Source organism: Candidatus Tenderia electrophaga (assembly GCA_001447805.1).
GTDB classification, from domain to species: domain Bacteria; phylum Pseudomonadota; class Gammaproteobacteria; order Tenderiales; family Tenderiaceae; genus Tenderia; species Tenderia electrophaga.
Genome location: CP013099.1, coordinates 2,165,654 through 2,184,753 on the forward strand (window position 1 = coordinate 2,165,654; position 19,100 = coordinate 2,184,753).

Genomic DNA, 19,100 nt, shown 5'->3' on the forward strand with positions numbered 1-19,100 from the left:
CTTACACCAAAATCATTTCATTCAGGCCGGCACCGGCCGGGATCATGGGATAGACATTTTCCGTCTGGTCGGTGACGAAATCCAGAAACACCAGCCGGTCTTTGTATTTACCGGTGGCCTCTTCCAAGGCCGGCACCACATCCTCGGGCTTTTCGATACGCATGCCGATGTGGCCGTAGGATTCGGCCAGCTTGACGAAGTCCGGCAGCGCATCCATGTAGGACATGGAATAACGGCCCTGATAGAAGAACTCCTGCCACTGCCGCACCATGCCCAAATAACGGTTATTCAAGCAGACGATCTTGATGGGCAGGCCGTACTGCAGACAGGTGGACAACTCCTGGATGTTCATCTGGATGCTGCCCTCACCCGTGACGCAGGCAACCACATCCTTGGGGTTGGCGAACTGCGCCCCCATAGCCGCCGGCAGGCCGAAGCCCATGGTGCCGAGACCGCCGGAATTGATCCAGCGATAGGGCTTGTCGAACTTGTAGAACTGCGCCGCCCACATCTGGTGCTGGCCCACGTCGGAGGTGACAAAGGCGTTGCCCTTGGTGACATTATAGAGCGACTCGACCACATACTGGGGTTTGATCTGTTCGGACTCACGGTCATACTTCAGGCAGTCCACCGCGCGCCATTCCTCGATCTGCTTCCACCACTCGGCCATGGCCTTCTTTTCCGGCGTCTTGCCCGATTCATTGACCAGGGCCAACATCTCTTTCAAGACATGGGTGACGCCGCCGACGATGGGCACGTCGACCTTGACGTTCTTCGAAATCGAGGCCGGATCGATATCCACATGGATGATCTTGGCGGTAGGACAGAACTTCTCGATATTGCCGGTGACCCGGTCATCGAAACGGGCGCCGATGGCAATGAGCACATCAGAATTGTGCATGGCCATGTTGGCCTCGTAGGTGCCGTGCATGCCCAGCATACCCAGGAACTGCTTGTCCGTGGCCGGATAGGCGCCCAAGCCCATGAGCGTATTGGTGCAGGGAAAACCCAGCGTCTTCACCAGGTCGGTGAGCGCCTTGGCGCCGCGGTCCAGAATCACCCCGCCGCCGGTATAGACCATGGGTCGCTGCGCCGACAGCATCAGCTCGACGGCCTTTTGGATCTGGCGTTTGTTGCCCTTCACCACCGGGTTGTAGGAACGCATCTTGATGCGCTTGGGATAATGATACTCGGCCTTTTCGGCGGTGATGTCCTTCGGGATATCGACCACCACAGGTCCGGGCCGACCGGTGGTGGCGACGTAAAAGGCCTTCTTGATGGTCTCCGCCAGCTTGGTGACGTCCTTGACCAGGAAGTTGTGCTTGACACAGGGTCGGGTGATACCGACAGAATCGACCTCCTGGAAGGCATCGTTGCCGATCAAGCTGGTGGGCACCTGGCCGGTGAAGACCACCATCGGGATGGAGTCCATGTAGGCGGTGGCAATACCGGTGACGGCATTCGTGGCGCCGGGGCCGGAGGTCACCAGCACCACGCCCGGCTTGCCCGAAGAACGTGCATAGCCGTCGGCGGCATGGGTGGCGGCCTGTTCGTGGCGCACCAGCACGTGCTCGACCTTATCCTGCTTGTAGAGGGCATCGTAGATGTGCAACACGGCCCCACCGGGGTAGCCGAACACATACTCGACACCTTCATCCTCAAGACAACGGACAAAGATTTCGGCGCCTGTTAATTCCACCTTGGTATCTCCCTCAAAAAACCGTACTACTTCAGAAAAAAAAGCCCGCTTAACGGGCAGTTGCATGAATTCGGCGTTTTTGTTCCTAAGAAGGGCTCGAAACTACATTAGAAATCGAGACTTAGTCAAGCGCTACGCGCGCGGATGGCAGTATATCAGAATTTCACCACGCCGGGCGACTGGCAATGCCGCTGCGAGCCTCGTTATAATTCGCCGAAACCCAGACACAACGGAGGTCTCATGCCCTATCTCACGCTTCAAACCAACCAAGGTATTGACGCAAATGACATGCCCGCCGTGCTGGATGCACTTTCCAAAGGCGTCGCCGCAGCCTTGGGAAAATCGGAAAATTACGTCATGATCGCGCTGGACAGCGCAAAACCCATGTTTTTTGCCGGAAATGATGCCCCCGCCGCCTATGTCGAATTGAAAAGCCTAGGGCTGCCGGAAGACCAGACGACGCGCTTTTCAGAACAGCTCTGCAGCCTGGTTGAAGCACAGATCGGCGTCCGCCGGGAACGCATCTATATCAACTTCGGCGCGCCAGCCCGGCACATGTGGGGCTGGAATGGAAAGACGTTTTAGCCTTCGACAAAACCGCTCAAAAAGTCGTCCACCTGAGACCAGACATCCTCAGTCACGGCGGCATCGTAGTCGGGGTGCAGCGGATCCATAAATCCGTGTGCGGCGGGAAACACATAATTGCGATGGATAATTAGGGATTTCTTCAGCAACTGGCTGTATTCATCCATCATGGCGGCGGTAATGGCCTCGTCGTCCCGGGCAAAAATGGTCAACACCGGCGCCTTCAAATTACGCACCTGGTCCACATTGGCCTCAAGCACGCCGTAGATTACCACCGTCGCGGCCACTTTTTCCGGCGCCGCCACCGCCGCCTGGAACGACTGCCAACCGCCGAACCCGGCCCCCAGGGTCACCAACTTGCGGCCCTCGCGCTCACGCGCCAGATAGTTGAGCCCGGCGTTCACATTCACCTTGACCGATTCCGGGTCGGTGGCGTCCATGATTTCGGTCGCCAGCCACATTTTGTCCGAGATACGACCGTCGAAGACATCAATGGCCAGGGCCCGATAACCGCGCGCGGCGAAGCGCTCCACCCACGCGCGCACCGTCTCGTTCAGGCCCCAGCGGTCATGCAAAATTAATATACCCAGTTCGGCATCTTGCGGCCCGGCCGCATAGCCCTGCAAATACGTGCCCATGGCCGTTTGCAGGGTGATGGTGCCCTGATTGGGATCCGCCGGGGCAGGATCGGCCGCCCGCACCGAGACGGCAACAAGACATAAAATACATAGAATAAGGCTTTTCATAGTCACTCCGGCACAATCACGCCGATCAACATAGCAACAAGCACAGCGGCGCTCAAGCGATTCCAACCCGGCAGCGCCCAGACTATCGCCTCCCCTGTGCTATGCTCGGCAGCAAGTAAGCGACAACGAAGGGAGTACGCATGGCCTCACAAAACCAACCCGATTGGGATACCCTGGCGGAAAAGTTTGATCTCTGGCTCCCCCACATCGCCCCGGTCGGTGAGGCCTTGCTGGAAGCGCTGCAGGTCGACCCCGGCGACGCGGTGTTGGATGTAGCCTGCGGCACCGGTGAACCGGCCCTGAGCCTGGCGCGGCGTCATCCCCATGCCCGGGTGACCGCCGTCGACGCCGCCGCTGGCATGGTGCGCGCGGCCCAGAACAAACTCAAAGACGAGCGCCTCGATAATATTCAGTTCGACATCATGGCGGCGGAACACATGGACTTCGAAGACGCCAGCTTCGACAAAGTGCTGTGCCGCTTCGGCGTCATGCTGTTCGAAGATCCCCTGCAAGGGCTGAAAGAAATGCGCCGCGTACTCAAACCCGGCGGCCAATTCGCCCTGGCGGTGTGGAGCACGGCGGAAACTATGACCACCATGCACTGGGCCCACCGCGCGTTCAAGAATCGCCTGAAGGAAGAGGATCAACCTGCCCTGGCCAAGGTCACCTCGCTGGGCGAGTCAGGCATGCTGGAATCCCTGCTGAATCAGGCCGGCTTCAAGCAACATATCATCCAACGCAAGCCCTTTGATTACCACTTCCAGAGCTTCGACGAATACTGGGACACGGTCGAGGCCTCGGACATTATGAAGCAGCAGTTCGACGCCCTGGCCGAAGGCGAGCGCGACCAGGTGCGTGACGAGATTGCGCGCTTCGCCCGGGATTTTCACAGCGACAGCGGCCTGGCCATTCCACACGAGTACATCCTCGCCTACGGCGTCAGGTAAGCAACGAACGTCAGAACGCATTCAACAGATCGCCGAAACCCCATACCAGGGTGCCGACGATCAGCATGTACAGGCCGTATTTCTCGTACCGCCACACCCCCCCTGCCACATCATCGATCAAATGTCGTTTGTCGCTGTCGGCCCAGTCGCGCTCGAACTGGCGTGGCGGCCGCATCTGGCTGAGTTTGAGGCGGTTGATGTGATCGATGATCTGATGCGAGGTGAGTACAATGCCGTTGATGACCACCAAGGAGCCGCTGCGCGACAACCACAACCAATCATCCAGCCAGACACTCAGCAGTACGCCCAACATGAGCGTCAGCAGGGCGACGGCATAGGCCTTGATTGCAAAATGGGTGGTCTTCACTGCTGTTCATAGTAGCCGATCTGCGCCAACGCGCCATGGCAGCTCAGACACTGCGCAGGGTGCGCAGCGGCGGCTGATTGATGACAAAGCGCGTGCCCAGCGTCCCGGCGATACCAATGCCCAGCGCCCCTATCAGCATGCCACCGAACCACAAGGTGGGGCCGGGCGCGTATTCCAACTCGAAGATGCGCTCCGCCACCACCATGCCGACGCCGCCGGCGCTGAGGGCTGCCACCAGGCCGGACATCAGACCCAGGCCCGCGTATTCGAGCATCAGGCTGCCGAGCAACTGGCTGCGCCGCGCGCCCAGGGTGCGCAGCACCGCCGCCTCGTGGATGCGTTCATCGCGGCTGGAGTGAATGGCGGCATACATCACCATCAGTCCGGCCAGCAGGGTGAAGACGAAGACATATTCCACCGCCAGGGTGACGCGCGCGATAATGCGCCGCACCTGCCCCATGATGGCGTCGACATCGAAGACGGTGATGTTGGGGAACTGCTGTACCAGGTCATTCAGCACCTGGTGCTCATCCGCAGGCAGATAGAACGCGCTCATATAGCTGACCGGAAACCCCTCCAGCACCCCCGGCGGCGCCAGCACGAAAAAGTTGGCGCGGAAACTGTCCCACTCCACCGTGCGCAGGCTGGTGATGGGGGCGGTGAATTGTTGCCCGGCGGCGCGATAGGTCAAGGTGTCTCCGAGCTGCAGGTCCAGTTCCTCGGCGATGCCCTGCTCCACGGACAGCATGGGCCGGCCGTGTTCGTCCTCATCCCACCAGCGCCCGGCGACGATATTGTTGTCCGCCTGCAAATCAGCGGCCCAGGATAGGTTGAACTCGCGCGTGGCCAGGCGCTTGCCGCGCTCGGTGGCGAAATCATCTTCGCTCACCGCTTGGCCGTTTATCTCCACCAGGCGCATGCGCACCATGGGATAAAGCTCCGGCACCTCGATGCCCTGCCGCGCGAAAAAGCCTTCCACTTGATCGAGCTGCTCGGGCTGCACATTGATCAGAAAGCGATTAGGGGCATCGGCCGGCACCTTGCCCTGCCACTCTTCCAACAAATCGGTACGCACCACGGTGAGCAGCAACAAGGCCATCAGGCCGATACTGAAGCCCATCATTTGCAGCATGCTGCTGCCGGCACGGCGCGAGATATTGACCAGGCCGAAGCGCCACGAGGCCCGCCCCTGCCGACTCAAAGGCTTGAGGATCAGTAGCAACACCCCGACCAGGGCCGCCAACGCCAGCAACAGCACCACCAGACCCGCGAGAATGGTCAGGGCCAGGCGGGTGTCCTGGGCCTGGAGCAAGGCCAGCACCACAAACGCGGCGCTGCCGGCGCTATAGGCCAATAGACTGTTGATCTGCAAGCGACCCAGGTCACGCCGAATCACCCGCATGGTGGAGACATTGGCCAGTTGCAGAATCGGTGGCATGGCGAATCCCAGCAGGGTGATCATGCCGGTCAACATGCCCAGCGCCACGGGCCAGGCCGAGGGCGCCGGCAACTGGATGCGCGCCAGTTCACCCAAGAACAACACCAGTCCGCCCTGGGCCAGATACCCGAGCGCCACCCCCAGGGCGCTGGCCAGCAGGCCCAGCACCAGCATTTGATATAGATACAGTCGATTGATCACGGCCTGAGAGGCACCCAGACAGCGCATCACCGCGCAATTATCGAGATGGCGGCTGACATAGCGCCGCGCCGCCATGGCCACCGCCGCCCCGGCCAACAACACGCTCACCAGGGCCGCCAGCCCGAGAAAACGCTCGCCCCGCTCCAAGGCGGTGCGCACCTGGGGCCGGGCGTCCTTGACGCTGTTCAGTTCTTCGCCGGGCGCCAGGGTGTCCTGCCACTGGCGGCGCAACTGCTCCACCTGCTCCGGCGCGCCGGCCACCAACAATCGATAACGCACCCGGCTGGCGGGCTGCACCAGCTCGGTGGCGGGCAGGTCTTCCAGATTCATCAGCAGACGCGGCACGAAGCCGGAGATCATGCCGCCGGACTGGGTCGGCTCGCTGGTCAGCACGGCGCCGATGCGCAGGGTGGTCTCCCCCACCTGTACCGTCTCGCCCACCTCCAGTTTCAGGGCGTTCATCAGGCGACCGTCGGCCCAGGCCGTGCCCGGCTCGGGGCCGTGAGCCACCGCCTCGTCCGGGGCAAACTGCTCGGGCGCTATGCGGTTACGGCCGCGCAGCGGGTAATTGGCGCTCACTGCCTTCAATCCCACCAATTGACTCTGCTCCCCCGCCAACACCATGGTGGGAAACTCCACCGTGGCGGCGCTGCGCAGCCCCGCGTCTCTGGCGTGATCGCGGCGTTGCGCGGCGATGGGATCGCGCGAGACCAGCACCAGGTCGCCGCCCAGCAGGTCGTTGGCCTGCAGCTCCAGGGCCTGATGGATGCGGCTGGTAAAGAAATTCACCGACGACACGCTGGCCACGGCGATCACCAGCGCCAGCGCCAGGATGGTGAGCTCACCGGCGCGCCAGTCGCGGCGCAACTGGCGCAGACCGAGTCGGAATGCGTTCATCCCTCCAGCCTCAACCGCCCGTCCTCCAATTCCACCTGCCGGTCACAGCGCTGGGCCAGGTTCGGGTCGTGGGTCACCAATACCAGGGTGGTGCCCTGCTCGGCATTGAGCTGGAACAGTAAATCGATGATGCGGGCGCCGGTGTTGCGATCCAGATTGCCGGTGGGTTCGTCCGCGAACAACAACTTGGGATGAGGCGCAAAGGCGCGCGCAATGGCGACGCGCTGCTGCTCGCCGCCGGACAGCTGTTTGGGATAATGACCGGTGCGCGCGCCCAGGCCGACGCGCTGCAATACGCTGGCGGCCACCTGCGGCGCGTCGCGGCGCCCCGCCAGCTCCATGGGCAACATGACATTCTCCAGGGCGGTAAGATTGGGCAACAGCTGAAACGCCTGAAATACAAAACCGACCTTTTCCGCGCGCAGCCGGGCACGTTGGTCTTCGTCCAGGCCGAACAGATCCACGCCGTCGATCATGACCTGGCCGGTGGTGGGGGTATCCAGCCCCGCCAACAGCCCCAGCAAGGTCGACTTACCCGCGCCGGAGGCGCCCACCACGGCCACGGATTCGCCGGCCGAGATAGAAAGTGACACGTCGTGTAATAAGTCCAGCTCGCCGTCGGGACTGCGCACCCGTTTGCCCAGTCCCCGGACTCTCAATACCTCAGCCATAGTCGATTGGAAGATCCTTTTTTCTTGTTGGACATGCGTGTTCCCCACCTTAGACACGATAATGACAGATGATTCACTGCGCGCCCTGCGCAGGGCGAATCAGATCAGGCATAATGGTGCCATGCAAAAAATCGTCTTTACCCTATTGGTGGTGCTCTGCTGTGGCGTAACGGCCCAGGCCGATGAGCATAAAATTCTGGTACTGGGCGACAGCCTCAGCGCCGCCTTCGGCATCAGCCAGGAACAAGGCTGGGTGGCCCTGCTACAACAGCGGCTCACGCGCACTGGTGAAAAGTATCAGGTCATCAATGCCAGCATCAGCGGCGAGACCACCGCCGGCGGGCTGTCACGCCTGCCCGCGCTGCTGCAACGGCATGAGCCCGACATCGTAATCTTAGAGCTGGGCGCCAACGACGGTCTGCGCGGCCTGTCACTGAATGACATGCACGCCAACCTCGCGCGGATGATCGAACTTTCCCGGGCCCGCGGGGCCGAGGTGCTGCTGCTGGGTATGCAGTTGCCGCCCAACTACGGCCCCACCTACACGCGTCAGTTTCACGAAGTGTATGCCCGGCTGGCCGAGAGCGAAGACGTCGCTCTGGTCCCGTTTCTGCTCGCGGGGGTGGCGCAGCAGCGCTCACTGTTCCAGGCCGACGGCCTGCATCCGAGCGCCGCGGCACAGGATGAACTGCTCGAAAATGTGTGGGACAAGCTACAGTCACTGCTTACAACCAGCGGCGCCGTCTAAACAGCCATATCTGCAGCCCCACCAGCACCACCAGAAACAGAATCACCACTTCAAAACCATAGGCGTACTCGGCGCCGGGGATGCCGCCCACGTTGATACCCAACAGCCCGGTCAGAAATCCCAAGGGCAGGAACACCGCCGCCACCAGCGATAACACATACATGCGGTTGTTCATCTGCTCCGAGAGTCGATTATTCAACTCCTCCTGCACCACGCCGGCGCGATCGCGCGCCGCCTCCAGGTCCTCCACATAGCGCACTACGCGGTCGGTGATTTCACGCAGGCGGATGCGGTCATTGTCCGACAACCACTCGACTCTTTCTTGGGCCAAGCGAGCCATGGCCTCGCGCTGGGGTGACAGGTAGCGCCGCAGACCGATTACTTCCATGCGCATGCGGGCCAGTTCGTGGCGCAGTTGCGCCCGCTCTGATTCCACCACCTCGTTTTCGAGCCGATCCACCTCTTCTTCGATGGCGTCGATCGCATCCGCCATACGCACCACCAGGCGATCGGCCAGGTCGACCAACAGTTCGCCCGGTGTACCAGGTCCGTCACCGCGATCGATGGACTCGCGCACATCAACAATAGAGAGCAGACGCCGGCGCCGGGTGGTGATCACACGCCGATCCTCCACCCACAGGCGGAGCGCCACCATGTCCTCGGGATCGGCCCCCGGGTTGGTATTGACGCCGCGCAGCATCACCAGCAGGCCGTCTTTCAGGGCGGTACTGCGCGGACGCGTCTCATCGGCCAACAGCGCATCACAGACCACCTTATCGACGCCGCTGTCCTGACGCAGCCAGCGCTGTGCCTCGGCATGCGTAAAATCCAGGTGCACCCACAAAAACCCCTCGTCCGAGCGCCATTGTTGAAGGCCCTGCCAGTCCAGCGGGGTACCGCCGCCCTTGCCGTCGAGGGCATAGGCAGCAATCAGTCCATCTTGCTCGTCCATGGTCAATTCCCGGATCGTTGTTTAGTATGAGGACTATAACCGACTTGGGCGCAGCGGCAATAACACGCGCTCGACCGGGCCATAGCGCAAAACAAAAAGGGCCGACACACTTGTGTATCAGCCCTTTGTTGAAAAGTAATGGCGGAGAGGCAGGGATTACTCGGGCGTCCGCCCTCGCCCTACGGGCCAGCCTCGCTCCGCTCCGCTGTTCTCCCTCCGCTGCGCTACGGTCGTCGAACCGAAGGGTTCTCATCAAAACCTGCCCCACTCCAAAAACAAAAAAGGCCGCCTCTGGGGCGGCCTTTTGTATTTTATGGCGGAGAGGCAGGGATTCGAACCCTGGGAAGGTTTAACCCTTCAACGGTTTTCAAGACCGCCGCTTTCGACCGCTCAGCCACCTCTCCGCAGAAGCGCAAGATGATACCAAAAATTTTCAGGATTTCCAGCACTTGAGGAAAAATTTTGCGATTTAGACCGGGTATTAATCTAGGGAACCTTTCGTGCTAAACTCGGGTCTCAGAATATGAGTAATTCTCTATGGAATTCAACTTAAACAGGAGTCTGAACACTATGAGACCAGTAGAACGTGTGTACGGCGGTGCGATTCCCGCTTCGGCGTCGACCAATAAGGTTCTGCGAAATACCTACATGCTGCTTTCTATGACGCTGCTGTTCAGCGCCTTGATGGCGGGCGTGTCCATGACCATGCAGATGGGTCCGATGGCACACTTGCTGTCGTTCGTGGGTTCCATCGTGCTGATTTGGTTCGTGCTGCCGCGCACTGCGAATTCGGCTGCAGGCATCGGTGTGGTGTTTGCCATTACCGGCCTGATGGGCTTCGGTCTTGGGCCCTTGCTCAACGCCTACCTGAGCATGGCCAACGGTAGCCAGGTGGTGATGACCGCCTTGGGCGGTACCGGTGCCATCTTCCTGGGGCTGTCGGCCTACACGCTGACGACCAAAAAGGATTTCAGCTTCCTGGGCGGCATGCTGTTCGTCGGTATTCTGGTGGTGCTCCTCGGCGCTATTGTGAATATCTTTCTGGCCATTCCGTTCGTATCGATGGCCATCTCCGCTGCGGTAATCCTGATCATGAGTGGTTTCATCCTGTATGACACCAGCCGCATCATCAACGGCGGGGAGACCAATTACATCATGGCGACGGTCTCTTTGTACCTGAGCATCTACAACATCTTCGTCAGCCTGCTGCACCTCCTGGGTGCGTTTAACGGCGACGATTAATTAGCCCATACAGGCTATGCTAAGGCCCCGGCTGGTCCGGGGCCTTTTTCTTGGGGAGGCGTCATTATGGAAATGTGGATGAAGGTCGCCTATGCCGTGGCCCTGGGGGCCATGGTAATTTTCCTGTTGCCGCGCGCCAAGGCAATGATGGCGAATAGCCGCAAGGCCGAGGCGGGCGAATGGCGCGGCGTGATTATCCCCTTGCTGCTGGTCATCCTGTTTGTCGTATTGCTGATTCAATCGGTCCAATAGGCCAGCCCCCCTTGGAAACCCATCCCTTCGCCCCCTTCATCCGCACCCTGGGCCGCGGCCAGAAGGGTTCGCGCTCGCTGTCACAAGATGAGGCCTTTGAGGCCATGGGCATGATCCTGGAGGGACAGGTGGAGCCGGAACAGCTGGGGGCCTTCCTGATGCTGATCCGGGTCAAGGAGGAAACGCCGGATGAGGTTGCCGGCTTCGTGCGCGCCGTGCGCTGGACTATCCAACTGCCCGAAAATATTCCGGCGGTGGATCTGGACTGGTCCAGCTATGCCGGCAAGCGCCGTCATTTGCCCTGGTTTCTGTTGAGCGTGCTGCTGCTGGCGGACCAGGGGGTCAAGGTATTCATGCACGGCCTTAAAGGGCGCAAGGATAACCGTATCTACACCCCGCAAGCCTTGGAGTTTCTCGGCCTGCCGGTATCCGATTCGCTGGCCGAGGCCGCCCAGCGGCTGGAGACGCACACATTCGCCTATGTGAACCTGGAGCGCATCAGCCCGCGGCTGCAGCAGATTATCGACCTGCGCGAGATCCTGGGCCTGCGCTCGCCGGTGCATACCGTGTCACGCATGCTCAACCCGTTTCTCGCCCCCCATCAGATGCAGGGCATTTTTCATCCCGGTTATCTGGCGATCCATCAAGGCGCCGCCGCGCTCCTGGAGCAAGCCCACATGGCCGTGATAAAGGGCGACGGCGGCGAGATCGAGGCCAGCCCGGACAGCAGTTGCAGGGTATTATCGGTGAATCAACAACGGTGTAACGAAGAAGAATGGCCACCCCTGCTCGCTACCCGTGAACTCAAACCCAAATCCCTGGAACTCGAGCTGTTGCCACAACTCTGGCGCGGCGAAATCGAACACAAATATGGTACTGCCGCCGTCATCAACACCCTTGCCGTGACACTGCAGATGATGCAAAAACAAAGCCGCCGCGAAGACGCGCTGGCCATGGCGACGGAGTGGTGGCAGACGCGTTCGAAGGATCTCATTTAATATTCGCCAAGATTCTTACCCGCCGCCCCTACACAACAGCCCCGTTTCTGCTAAATTTAGAACGTAGGTTTCTGGATATTGCAAGTTCTCAGCCTTGCTCGGCTGTGGTGGCTTCTTTTAATCCTTATAGATCCGGGGACGAGGGAGGGGGGTATGGGTGTCAATGAGACGTTGCTCGATTTTGTGTTTCCGATTTCCAAAGCGACGCTCAATCAGTTTCTAACTAATATTTCATACGGCGTAGTGTTTTCCGACGAACACGGAAAAACGCTCTACGCGAACAATAAAATGGAACAAATCCTCGGCTATCAAACAGCCGAGATCAACGGCAAGACGCTCGAGACATTTTTCATTCCGAAAGATCGTCACAAACTCAATTCGGTTCTTCAAACGACGCTAAGCACTCGCGGTCATCGCGCAGAAAAACATTTAGAGGCCGTGGCGGTAAACCGGGCAGGCGTGGAAATCCCGGTGGCCATTTCCTTCAACCTGATCCGCGAGGGCGAGCGCCAACTCATCTTTTGCCTGGTGCAGGACATCAGCCAGCAAGTCACCCTGCAAAAGGAGTTATACCAACAGGCCATCACCGATTCGCTTACCGGTCTATACAACCGGCGCTATTTCGATCAACGACTGTTTGAAGAATTCACCCGCGCCAATCGCTACAGTCGCCCCTTCTCGGTGGTCATCATCGATATCGACGGCTTCAAACAGGCCAATGATTTACATGGCCACTCCTTCGGCGATGAGATGTTGATCAAGGCCACGGACACGTTCAAGACCGTGCTGCGCGAAGGCGACAGCATTTATCGTTACGGCGGCGACGAGTTCGCCATGCTGCTCCCCGAAACCAGCAAGGAAGGGGGCATTGAAGTGGCTGAACGGCTCAAGTCCATGTTCGCAACACGCTTTAGCAGCAACGAAAAACGCGTGCGGCTGTCACTTAGTATCGGCGTCTCGAGCTACCCTGAAGACGGCATGGACGAAAAGAACCTGATCAGCGCCGCCGACCGTCGTATGTACTCAGCCAAAGACTCCGGTGGCAACATGGTCAGCGCCTATGACGAAGTGACGTATTTAAACGATGATACCAGCCTGCTGTTACGCTCGCTCTGCAGTCTCGCGGCGTTGATGGAGAAGAGCCGCGGGCTCACCTCACGCGGCCTGAGTCACTCACAAAGCACCCGTACCCTGTCCATTGAGATCGCTCACCGACTGGGGCTGTCCGATGAGCGTATCGCCCTGCTGGAACAAGCCGCCATCCTGCACGACATCGGTAACATCACCGTTCCGGCCGCGGTATTATGCAAGAAAAACGCGCTTAGTGACGAAGAACGGCTTGAGATCCGCAAACACACGATGATCGGCGAAGAGATTATCGAAATGCTTGACACCACGCACGAGCAAAAGGAACTTCAGGCGCTCAAACGCATTATTGGCGAGCATCATGAACGCATCGACGGCTCGGGCTATCCGCGCGGCCTGAAGAATAGCGCTATCAGTATCGAGGCGCGCATCCTGGCCGCCGCGGACGCCTACAACGCAATGGTTTCCGAACGTCCTTATCGCAAACCCATGACCCAGACCCAGGCGCTGCAGGAGATGCAAAAACTGGCCGGCACGCTTTACGATACCGAAGTGGTGTCACACCTGTTGCAAATCAGATCCAATCAGTGATGCCCGCGGCCGTCTTCGCCATCCAGTTCGGCGAGCTGCAACTCCTCGCCCAGCTGCAACCAGGCCTCTTCCGTTTCCTGCTGCCGCTTTTTCAATTCACCCTGCCTGCTCAGCAACTGGGTCAGCCTGTCTTTATTGCCCTCCTGGTACACTACCGGATCGGTCAGCGCCTGTTCCACATCGTCGAGTTCGGCCATCAGTTTATCCAAGGCCGCCTCCAGGGATTTAAGCCTGTTTTGCAGGGGTTGTAGGCGTTTGCGCCGCTCGGCCTGGTGTCTCCGGATTTGCTTCTTGGATAGACTGGCCGCCTCTCCTCGCGTTTGCTGACCCGCGCAGGTACTGTCATTAAGCCGTTTGGATAACCACTCACGGTAGTCGTCCAAATCGCCGCCAAAACTGTGTACCTGTCCGTCAGCGACCAGCAAGAAATCGTCGCAGACACTGCGCAGCATGTGGCGATCGTGAGACACGATCACCATGGCGCCCGGATAGTCCTGCAACGCCATGCCCAGGGCCAGGCGCATCTCGATATCCAGGTGATTAGTGGGTTCATCCAGCAACAACAGATTGGGACGTTGATACACCAGCAGGGCCAGGACCAGGCGCGCCTTCTCACCGCCGGAAAAATCGGCCACCTGCTGGTCCACCCGTTGACCGCTAAAACCGAAACCGCCGAGGTAATCGCGCAGCGATTGCTCCGTCACCTGCGGCGCCAATCGCCGCAGGTGCTGAAACGGTGTCTCGGCCAGCGTGAGCTGCTCCAGTTGATGCTGGGCGAAATAGCCCACAGCCAGATCCTTGGCGCGCGTCAACTCGCCCGCCTGCGGCGTCAGCGCGCCGGCCAACAGCTTGATCAGGGTGGATTTGCCCGCGCCGTTGGCACCCAACAGACCGAGCCGGTCACCCGGCGCCAAGCCCATCTCAATGCCGTCCAGCAGGCGGGTGTCGCCATAGCCGGCCGCCACCTGATCCAGCCGCAACAGCGGATTGGGCAATTTTAACGGCGTACAGAACTGAAAATGAAAGGGGGAATCCACATGGGCCTGGGCGATCGTCTCCATGCGCGCCAGCATCTTGAGCCGGCTTTGCGCCTGCTTGGCTTTGGTAGCCTGGGCGCGAAAGCGATCCACAAAGCTGCGCACATGGGCGATCTCGCGCTGTTGCTTGTCGAAGGCGGCCTGTTGCTGGCGCAGCTGCTCGGCGCGAGCTGTTTCGAAATCGCTGTAGTTGCCGCTGTAGAGCTGGATGCTTTGGTGTTCCACGTGGGCGATCTGGTCCACCACCGTATCGAGAAAATCACGATCATGGGAGATCAACAATAGGGTGCCGGGATAGGCACGCAGCCAATCCTGCAGCCAGATGACGGCATCCAGGTCGAGGTGGTTGGTGGGTTCGTCCAGCAGCAACAGGTCGGAACGGCACATGAGCGCCTGGGCCAGATTGAGGCGCATGCGCCAACCGCCGGAGAACTCGCGCACCACTGTGTTTTCCTGAGCAGTGCTAAACCCCAGGCCGCGCAGCAGACGGGCTGCCCGGGCGCGGGCGCTGTACCCGTCGATGGCATCGAAACGGGCGTGCAGCTGGCCCTGGCGATGGCCGTCAGCGGCCGACTCGGCCTGGACCAGCGCTGCCTCGATACGACGCAGCTCGGCATCGCCGTCCATGACATAGTCGATGGCGGCGCGCTCCAGCGCCGGCGTCTCCTGGGCCACATGGGCCAACTCCAATCCTGCCGGCATGGAGAACTCACCCTGATCAGTCTGCAATTCGTCGCGGATCAGGGCGAACAGGCTGGACTTGCCCGTGCCATTGGCGCCGGTAATCCCCACCCTGCGCCCCGCATGGATAATCATATTGACCTGTTGGAACAGCAAACGCGGGCCGCGACGCAGGGCGACATCGGTGAAATTCAGCATGGGCGCAGTGTATCAGCCCCACCGCTGCGCCACCATATAGGGCCCTTGTGAAGTTGAAAGTGATAGACCATGAAATATGTCGGGGCCCATGTCAGCGCCTCAGGCGGCGTGGAAAACGCCCCGTTCAATGCCCATTCATGCCCGTGCCTTCGCCCTGCTCACCAAGCACCAGCGCCAGTGGAGCGCCAAGCCGTTGTCTGCAGCGAATATCCAGGCGTTCCAGGCCAATCTGACCAAGCTGGCATCGCCCCGGAACAGGTCCTGCCCCATGATCGTTATCTCATCAAAGCTGGGTCATCCCGAAAAGGTGGGGCTGGAAAAATCGCGCTTGGCCTTTCTCGACGAGATGCAGCGCTGTGCGCAATTGGGATTGACCCTGCTCAATTTCCATCCCGGCTCACACCTGAACTGAACCTAATCGGCGTCGACCAGTGCCTGGGCCGCATCGCCGAGTCCATCAATATCGCCCTGGACCAAACCACGGGCGTCACCGCGGTGATTAAAAACACCGCCGGCCAGGGCACTAAGCTGGGCTATCACCTCGAACACCTGGCCCAGATCATCGACCAGGTGGAGGATAAGACCCGGATGGGGGGGCTGTCTCGATACCTGCCACAGCTTGTGCGCCGGGTATGAGCTGCGCAGCAGCCGAGGCTTGGGACCAAACCTGTGCCGATTTTGAACGCATTGTCGGCTTTGAATATCTGAGGGGGATGCATCTCAACGATGACTATCATGCGCCATTCAATGGCACTTTTGTCTACAATTACCCGTATTCGCAGGCGATACAGCCTGGCATTGAGTTGGGGTGTGCCGCCGAAAACCGTCCCGTGGAACGGACAAGGAGGATACGATGAAACCACTGATACATGCCGGCCTCATCACCTTGGGGGCCTGTCTGTGTCTGGGTAGCGAGGCCGCATTGGCCGGGCTGTTCGACAAATTCAAGGAAAAGGCCGAGGCGGCAATCGCCGAGCAAAAAGCCGAGGTCGAGGTCGAGGATGCGTCCTCCCAGCCCACTGCGGCACCGGGACCCGGCGAATCCCCAAACAATCCCGCATCTGCGTCAGGCCAGACGGCCCTAGCTACCGTGAATGGTACGCCCACTGAGGCCGCACGCGCCTATCTCTTGATTCATTATAATCCCCAGGTACTCGACGAGGATCGCTGGCTCAAACTCCTGGCCCGGCGTACGTATCCGAGTGTACGCGACTGGATCTCCTCGGATGAATTCAGATGGCGGCGGGAACGGGACACGATCAGGTCCGCATTGCGCAATGCCGCCGAGGAGGTCCCGATGCGCTACGACATCACCCCTTGGCCCGATGCGGGCCCGACGGTCATACTGGGAAAATACGATTTCGATAGCGCAGCGTTTGGCATGTCTGGGGTTCACTGGCCCTGGGGACGAGATAATCCCGTGAGGTCGCTGTCTGTCCCGGTCGACAAGGCCGAACAATTGGCGGCCGCCTTTGGGGAACAGCCGCGCAACCTCTATGGTAAATATACGCTCGTTGTCAACGGTGCCGAGTTGGACAACAGAGATCGCCACGGCCGCGGCGATCTCTGGCGCAGCGTCATCTGGGACGACCGCATCGACAAGATCGACTTTTACATACGCAAAGGGTTCCAAGGCGAGACGCCCGAGGACTATGAATACGCCTTAAGCCTGGATACCCGTCAGTTCAGATCCGAAAACCCGACCGTTGGTCCTTGACTCGCGAATAATACAGCGGGCCACCCGCGGCGCGGCTGGGGTCTATTGGTGCCGTACTGCCGGCCGCTGGCATGCACGTCTGACAGGGCGTCGGTGGATATCCTGGATCAAAATCCAGAACCGGGAGATTGAATAAACGCCCGCTCCTCATCGGTGGACTCACGCCCTAGAATGGCGTTGCGATGGGGGTAGCGGCCAAAGCGGTCGATTATGGCCTTGTGCTGGATTTCAAATCTGTAATTATCTTCCAGGCCCGGCGCCTTGAACAATTCGACCGCACATTCATGGATCAAGGCGGATTCGCTATGCATGTAGGGCATATACAGAAAGGCACGCTGTTTGGCCGATAGCGACTTGTCCGCACCCTGGGCGACGGCCTCCTGTGCCAAGGCCAGGGCCAGCTCGTCATAGGCGAAGGCCTGGGGACGATCGCGGAAGATGTTGCGGGAAAACTGATCCAGTAACAGGATCTCGGCCAGGCGCCCCTGCGGCGCTTGGCGCCACGCAAACAACTCGCAACACGCCGCTTGGGCATGCAAGGCCGCGAACCGCTGTGTCACGATTCGATCAAAACCGGCGTCTTTACCGAACCAGCGCTTGGGTTCGATCTCATCAAACCAGAATGCGATAACCGCTTGATAGGCCGCCATCAGGATACGGGGTCGAACCAGTTGAGCTGATCATGCAACCGCACCACCTCCCCGATGATTAACAACGTGGGCGCATGGACCTCGTGTTGCGCCACTACCTGGGGCAGATCGGCCAGCGTGCCGGTGATCACCCGCTGCGCGGGCGTCGTGCCCTGCTGAATCAAGGCCGCCGGCATGGTGGCCGCCATGCCGTGCGCTATCAATCGATCACAAATGATCTGCAGCCCCGCCAGGCCCATGTAGACCACCACCGTCTGGCGCGGTTGCACCAGTGTCTGCCATTCCAGGTCCACAGTACCGTCCTGAAGCTGGCCGGTGACAAAGATCACTGATTGGGCGTAGTCGCGATGGGTCAGGGGAATACCGGCATAACTGGCACAACCGGCCGCGGCGGTGATCCCCGGAACCACTTGAAAAGGGATACCCTGTTGCGCCAGGCCGCTGATCTCTTCGCCGCCACGGCCGAAGATGAACGGATCGCCACCCTTGAGCCTGAGCACCCGCTTGCCCTGCTTGGCCAGCTTGATGAGCATGCCGTTGATCTCTTCCTGACGCAGGGCATGGTAGGCACGCTTCTTACCGACGTAGATCTGCTCCGCCTCGCGTCGCACCAGGCTCAGAATCTCCGGCGCCACCAGGCGGTCATAGAGCACCACGTCGGCCTGTTGCATCAGGCGCAGGGCACGAAAGGTAAGCAGATCCGGGTCACCCGGACCGGCGCCCACCAGATAGACTTCACCCTTGGCCAGCTGTGCGCTGTCGGCCTGATCGATGGCCGCTTGCAGGGCCTGCTCGGCCTGCGTGTCTTTGTTGGCATACACCAATTCGGCGATGGGGCCTTGCACCACTTGCTCCCAAAACCGGCGTCGCTGGGCCAGGGTCTTAAAACGCTGTTTCACCGGTTCGCGAAAGCGCCCCAGTAATTCGGCGAAACGACCGTAGGAGGCCGGGATCAAGGTCTCCAGCCGGGCGCGCAGCAAACGCCCCAAGGTGGGCGAGGCGCCGCCGGTGGAGACCGCGACCATCAGCGGCGAACGGTCGATGATGGACGGCAGAATAAACGTGCACAACTCCGGGGCATCGGCCACGTTTACCGGCATCCCGCGCTGGCGTGCATCCAGGGAGACCCGGCGGTTCACCGCTTCGTCACTGGTGGCGGCGATCGCCAGGATCGCACCTTCCAGTTCAGCCGCTTGATAGGCGGCAGCGATGTGATCGATCCGCCCTTGCTGTTCCATTTGCCGCAATGCATCACACAATTCGGGCGCCACCACGCGCACCTGGGCCTGCGCGCGTAGCAACAGTCCCACCTTGCGCGCCGCCACCTCGCCGCCGCCCACCACCAACACCGGGCGCCCCTTGAGGTCGATGAAGATAGGCAGAAAATCCATGCCCAG

At 60.1% G+C, this 19,100-nt stretch carries 17 protein-coding genes and 1 tRNA gene; 8 read left to right on the forward strand and 10 right to left on the reverse strand.

Features of this window, described 5'->3' with window-relative positions; all coding sequences use genetic code 11:
• Position 1 precedes the first annotated feature (1 nt).
• The gene (locus Tel_09960; protein ALP54816.1) at positions 2-1,699 is read right to left on the reverse strand and encodes an acetolactate synthase 3 catalytic subunit; all 1,698 of its coding nucleotides are present in this window, start codon (positions 1,697-1,699) and stop codon (positions 2-4) included.
• A 240-nt stretch (positions 1,700-1,939) separates the two neighbouring features.
• Here Tel_09960 and Tel_09965 point away from each other — a divergent pair, with 240 nt between their 5' ends.
• Positions 1,940-2,284 (forward strand): hypothetical protein, encoded by a 345-nt coding sequence (locus Tel_09965; GenBank protein ID ALP53448.1) that lies wholly within the window; start codon positions 1,940-1,942, stop codon positions 2,282-2,284.
• On the opposite strand, the gene Tel_09970 is transcribed toward Tel_09965, so the two are convergent.
• Positions 2,281-2,985 (reverse strand): hypothetical protein, encoded by a 705-nt coding sequence (locus Tel_09970; protein ID ALP53449.1) that lies wholly within the window; start codon positions 2,983-2,985, stop codon positions 2,281-2,283. The genes Tel_09965 and Tel_09970 overlap by 4 nt on opposite strands.
• 185 nt (positions 2,986-3,170) lie before the next feature.
• Here Tel_09970 and Tel_09975 point away from each other — a divergent pair, with 185 nt between their 5' ends.
• A complete protein-coding gene (locus Tel_09975) occupies positions 3,171-3,977 on the forward strand; it encodes a hypothetical protein (GenBank protein ID ALP53450.1) in 807 nt (268 codons plus the stop codon).
• Between the two features lie 10 nt (positions 3,978-3,987).
• Here Tel_09975 and Tel_09980 read toward each other — a convergent pair whose 3' ends face one another.
• From Tel_09980 to Tel_09990, 3 genes are read right to left on the reverse strand one after another with little or no spacing between them, the layout of a single operon-like run.
• Positions 3,988-4,344 carry a hypothetical protein gene (locus tag Tel_09980; GenBank protein ID ALP53451.1) on the reverse strand — a complete coding sequence of 119 codons (357 nt, stop codon included), beginning with the start codon at positions 4,342-4,344 and terminating at the stop codon, positions 3,988-3,990.
• A gap of 43 nt (positions 4,345-4,387) precedes the next feature.
• Positions 4,388-6,880 carry an ABC transporter permease gene (locus Tel_09985; GenBank protein ID ALP53452.1) on the reverse strand — a complete coding sequence of 831 codons (2,493 nt, stop codon included), beginning with the start codon at positions 6,878-6,880 and terminating at the stop codon, positions 4,388-4,390.
• On the reverse strand, positions 6,877-7,551 hold the full coding sequence (locus tag Tel_09990; protein ALP53453.1) for an ABC transporter: 675 nt from the start codon (positions 7,549-7,551) through the stop codon (positions 6,877-6,879). The genes Tel_09985 and Tel_09990 overlap by 4 nt, the downstream gene beginning before the upstream one ends.
• 121 nt (positions 7,552-7,672) lie before the next feature.
• On the opposite strand from Tel_09990, the gene Tel_09995 reads away from it, so the two are divergent.
• Positions 7,673-8,299 (forward strand): arylesterase, encoded by a 627-nt coding sequence (locus Tel_09995; GenBank protein ALP54817.1) that lies wholly within the window; start codon positions 7,673-7,675, stop codon positions 8,297-8,299.
• Here Tel_09995 and Tel_10000 read toward each other — a convergent pair.
• The gene (locus tag Tel_10000; protein ALP53454.1) at positions 8,277-9,251 is read right to left on the reverse strand and encodes a magnesium transporter CorA; all 975 of its coding nucleotides are present in this window, start codon (positions 9,249-9,251) and stop codon (positions 8,277-8,279) included. The two genes, Tel_09995 and Tel_10000, sit on opposite strands and share 23 nt — an antisense overlap.
• Positions 9,252-9,565: 314 nt before the next feature.
• Positions 9,566-9,655: transfer RNA gene (locus tag Tel_10005), tRNA-Ser, on the reverse strand.
• Between the two features lie 133 nt (positions 9,656-9,788).
• Between Tel_10005 and Tel_10010 the strand changes: the two genes are divergently transcribed.
• From Tel_10010 to Tel_10020, 3 genes are all read left to right on the forward strand, one after another.
• The gene (locus Tel_10010) at positions 9,789-10,493 is read left to right on the forward strand and encodes a hypothetical protein (GenBank protein ALP53455.1); all 705 of its coding nucleotides are present in this window, start codon (positions 9,789-9,791) and stop codon (positions 10,491-10,493) included.
• A 248-nt stretch (positions 10,494-10,741) separates the two neighbouring features.
• The gene (locus tag Tel_10015; GenBank protein ALP54818.1) at positions 10,742-11,743 is read left to right on the forward strand and encodes a glycosyl transferase; all 1,002 of its coding nucleotides are present in this window, start codon (positions 10,742-10,744) and stop codon (positions 11,741-11,743) included.
• A 153-nt stretch (positions 11,744-11,896) separates the two neighbouring features.
• Positions 11,897-13,420, forward strand: a complete 1,524-nt coding sequence (locus Tel_10020; GenBank protein ALP53456.1) for a hypothetical protein — start codon at positions 11,897-11,899, stop codon at positions 13,418-13,420.
• Here Tel_10020 and Tel_10025 read toward each other — a convergent pair.
• Positions 13,414-15,336, reverse strand: coding sequence for an ABC transporter ATP-binding protein (locus Tel_10025; protein ALP53457.1), 1,923 nt, complete (start codon positions 15,334-15,336; stop codon positions 13,414-13,416). The two genes, Tel_10020 and Tel_10025, sit on opposite strands and share 7 nt — an antisense overlap.
• Positions 15,337-15,463: 127 nt before the next feature.
• On the opposite strand from Tel_10025, the gene Tel_10030 reads away from it, so the two are divergent.
• Together Tel_10030 and Tel_10035 are read left to right on the forward strand one after the other, a co-directional pair.
• Positions 15,464-15,748 (forward strand): hypothetical protein, encoded by a 285-nt coding sequence (locus Tel_10030; protein ALP53458.1) that lies wholly within the window; start codon positions 15,464-15,466, stop codon positions 15,746-15,748.
• A 441-nt stretch (positions 15,749-16,189) separates the two neighbouring features.
• Complete coding sequence (locus Tel_10035) at positions 16,190-17,053, forward strand: hypothetical protein (protein ALP53459.1); 864 nt, start codon at positions 16,190-16,192, stop codon at positions 17,051-17,053.
• 107 nt (positions 17,054-17,160) lie between these two features.
• On the opposite strand, the gene Tel_10040 is transcribed toward Tel_10035, so the two are convergent.
• The gene (locus Tel_10040) at positions 17,161-17,706 is read right to left on the reverse strand and encodes a hypothetical protein (GenBank protein ID ALP53460.1); all 546 of its coding nucleotides are present in this window, start codon (positions 17,704-17,706) and stop codon (positions 17,161-17,163) included.
• Positions 17,703-19,094: a sirohydrochlorin ferrochelatase gene (locus Tel_10045; protein ALP53461.1), complete on the reverse strand. Its 1,392-nt coding sequence runs from the start codon at positions 19,092-19,094 to the stop codon at positions 17,703-17,705. Before Tel_10045 ends, Tel_10040 begins: the two co-directional genes overlap by 4 nt.
• Positions 19,095-19,100 lie beyond the last annotated feature (6 nt).

Bases quoted from the DNA above. Each gene is read 5' to 3' on its own strand.
- Tel_09965 (ALP53448.1), top strand. From the start codon at position 1,940: ATGCCCTATCTCACGCTTCAAACCAACCAAGGTATTGACGCAAATGAC.
- Tel_09975 (ALP53450.1), top strand. From the start codon at position 3,171: ATGGCCTCACAAAACCAACCCGATTGGGATACCCTGGCGGAAAAGTTT.
- Tel_09985 (ALP53452.1), bottom strand. From the start codon at position 6,880: ATGAACGCATTCCGACTCGGTCTGCGCCAGTTGCGCCGCGACTGGCGC.
- Tel_09990 (ALP53453.1), bottom strand. From the start codon at position 7,551: ATGGCTGAGGTATTGAGAGTCCGGGGACTGGGCAAACGGGTGCGCAGT.
- Tel_09995 (ALP54817.1), top strand. From the start codon at position 7,673: ATGCAAAAAATCGTCTTTACCCTATTGGTGGTGCTCTGCTGTGGCGTA.
- Tel_10000 (ALP53454.1), bottom strand. From the start codon at position 9,251: ATGGACGAGCAAGATGGACTGATTGCTGCCTATGCCCTCGACGGCAAG.
- Tel_10010 (ALP53455.1), top strand. From the start codon at position 9,789: ATGGAATTCAACTTAAACAGGAGTCTGAACACTATGAGACCAGTAGAA.
- Tel_10020 (ALP53456.1), top strand. From the start codon at position 11,897: ATGGGTGTCAATGAGACGTTGCTCGATTTTGTGTTTCCGATTTCCAAA.
- Tel_10025 (ALP53457.1), bottom strand. From the start codon at position 15,336: ATGCTGAATTTCACCGATGTCGCCCTGCGTCGCGGCCCGCGTTTGCTG.
- Tel_10030 (ALP53458.1), top strand. From the start codon at position 15,464: ATGCCCATTCATGCCCGTGCCTTCGCCCTGCTCACCAAGCACCAGCGC.
- Tel_10035 (ALP53459.1), top strand. From the start codon at position 16,190: ATGAAACCACTGATACATGCCGGCCTCATCACCTTGGGGGCCTGTCTG.
- Tel_10045 (ALP53461.1), bottom strand. From the start codon at position 19,094: ATGGATTTTCTGCCTATCTTCATCGACCTCAAGGGGCGCCCGGTGTTG.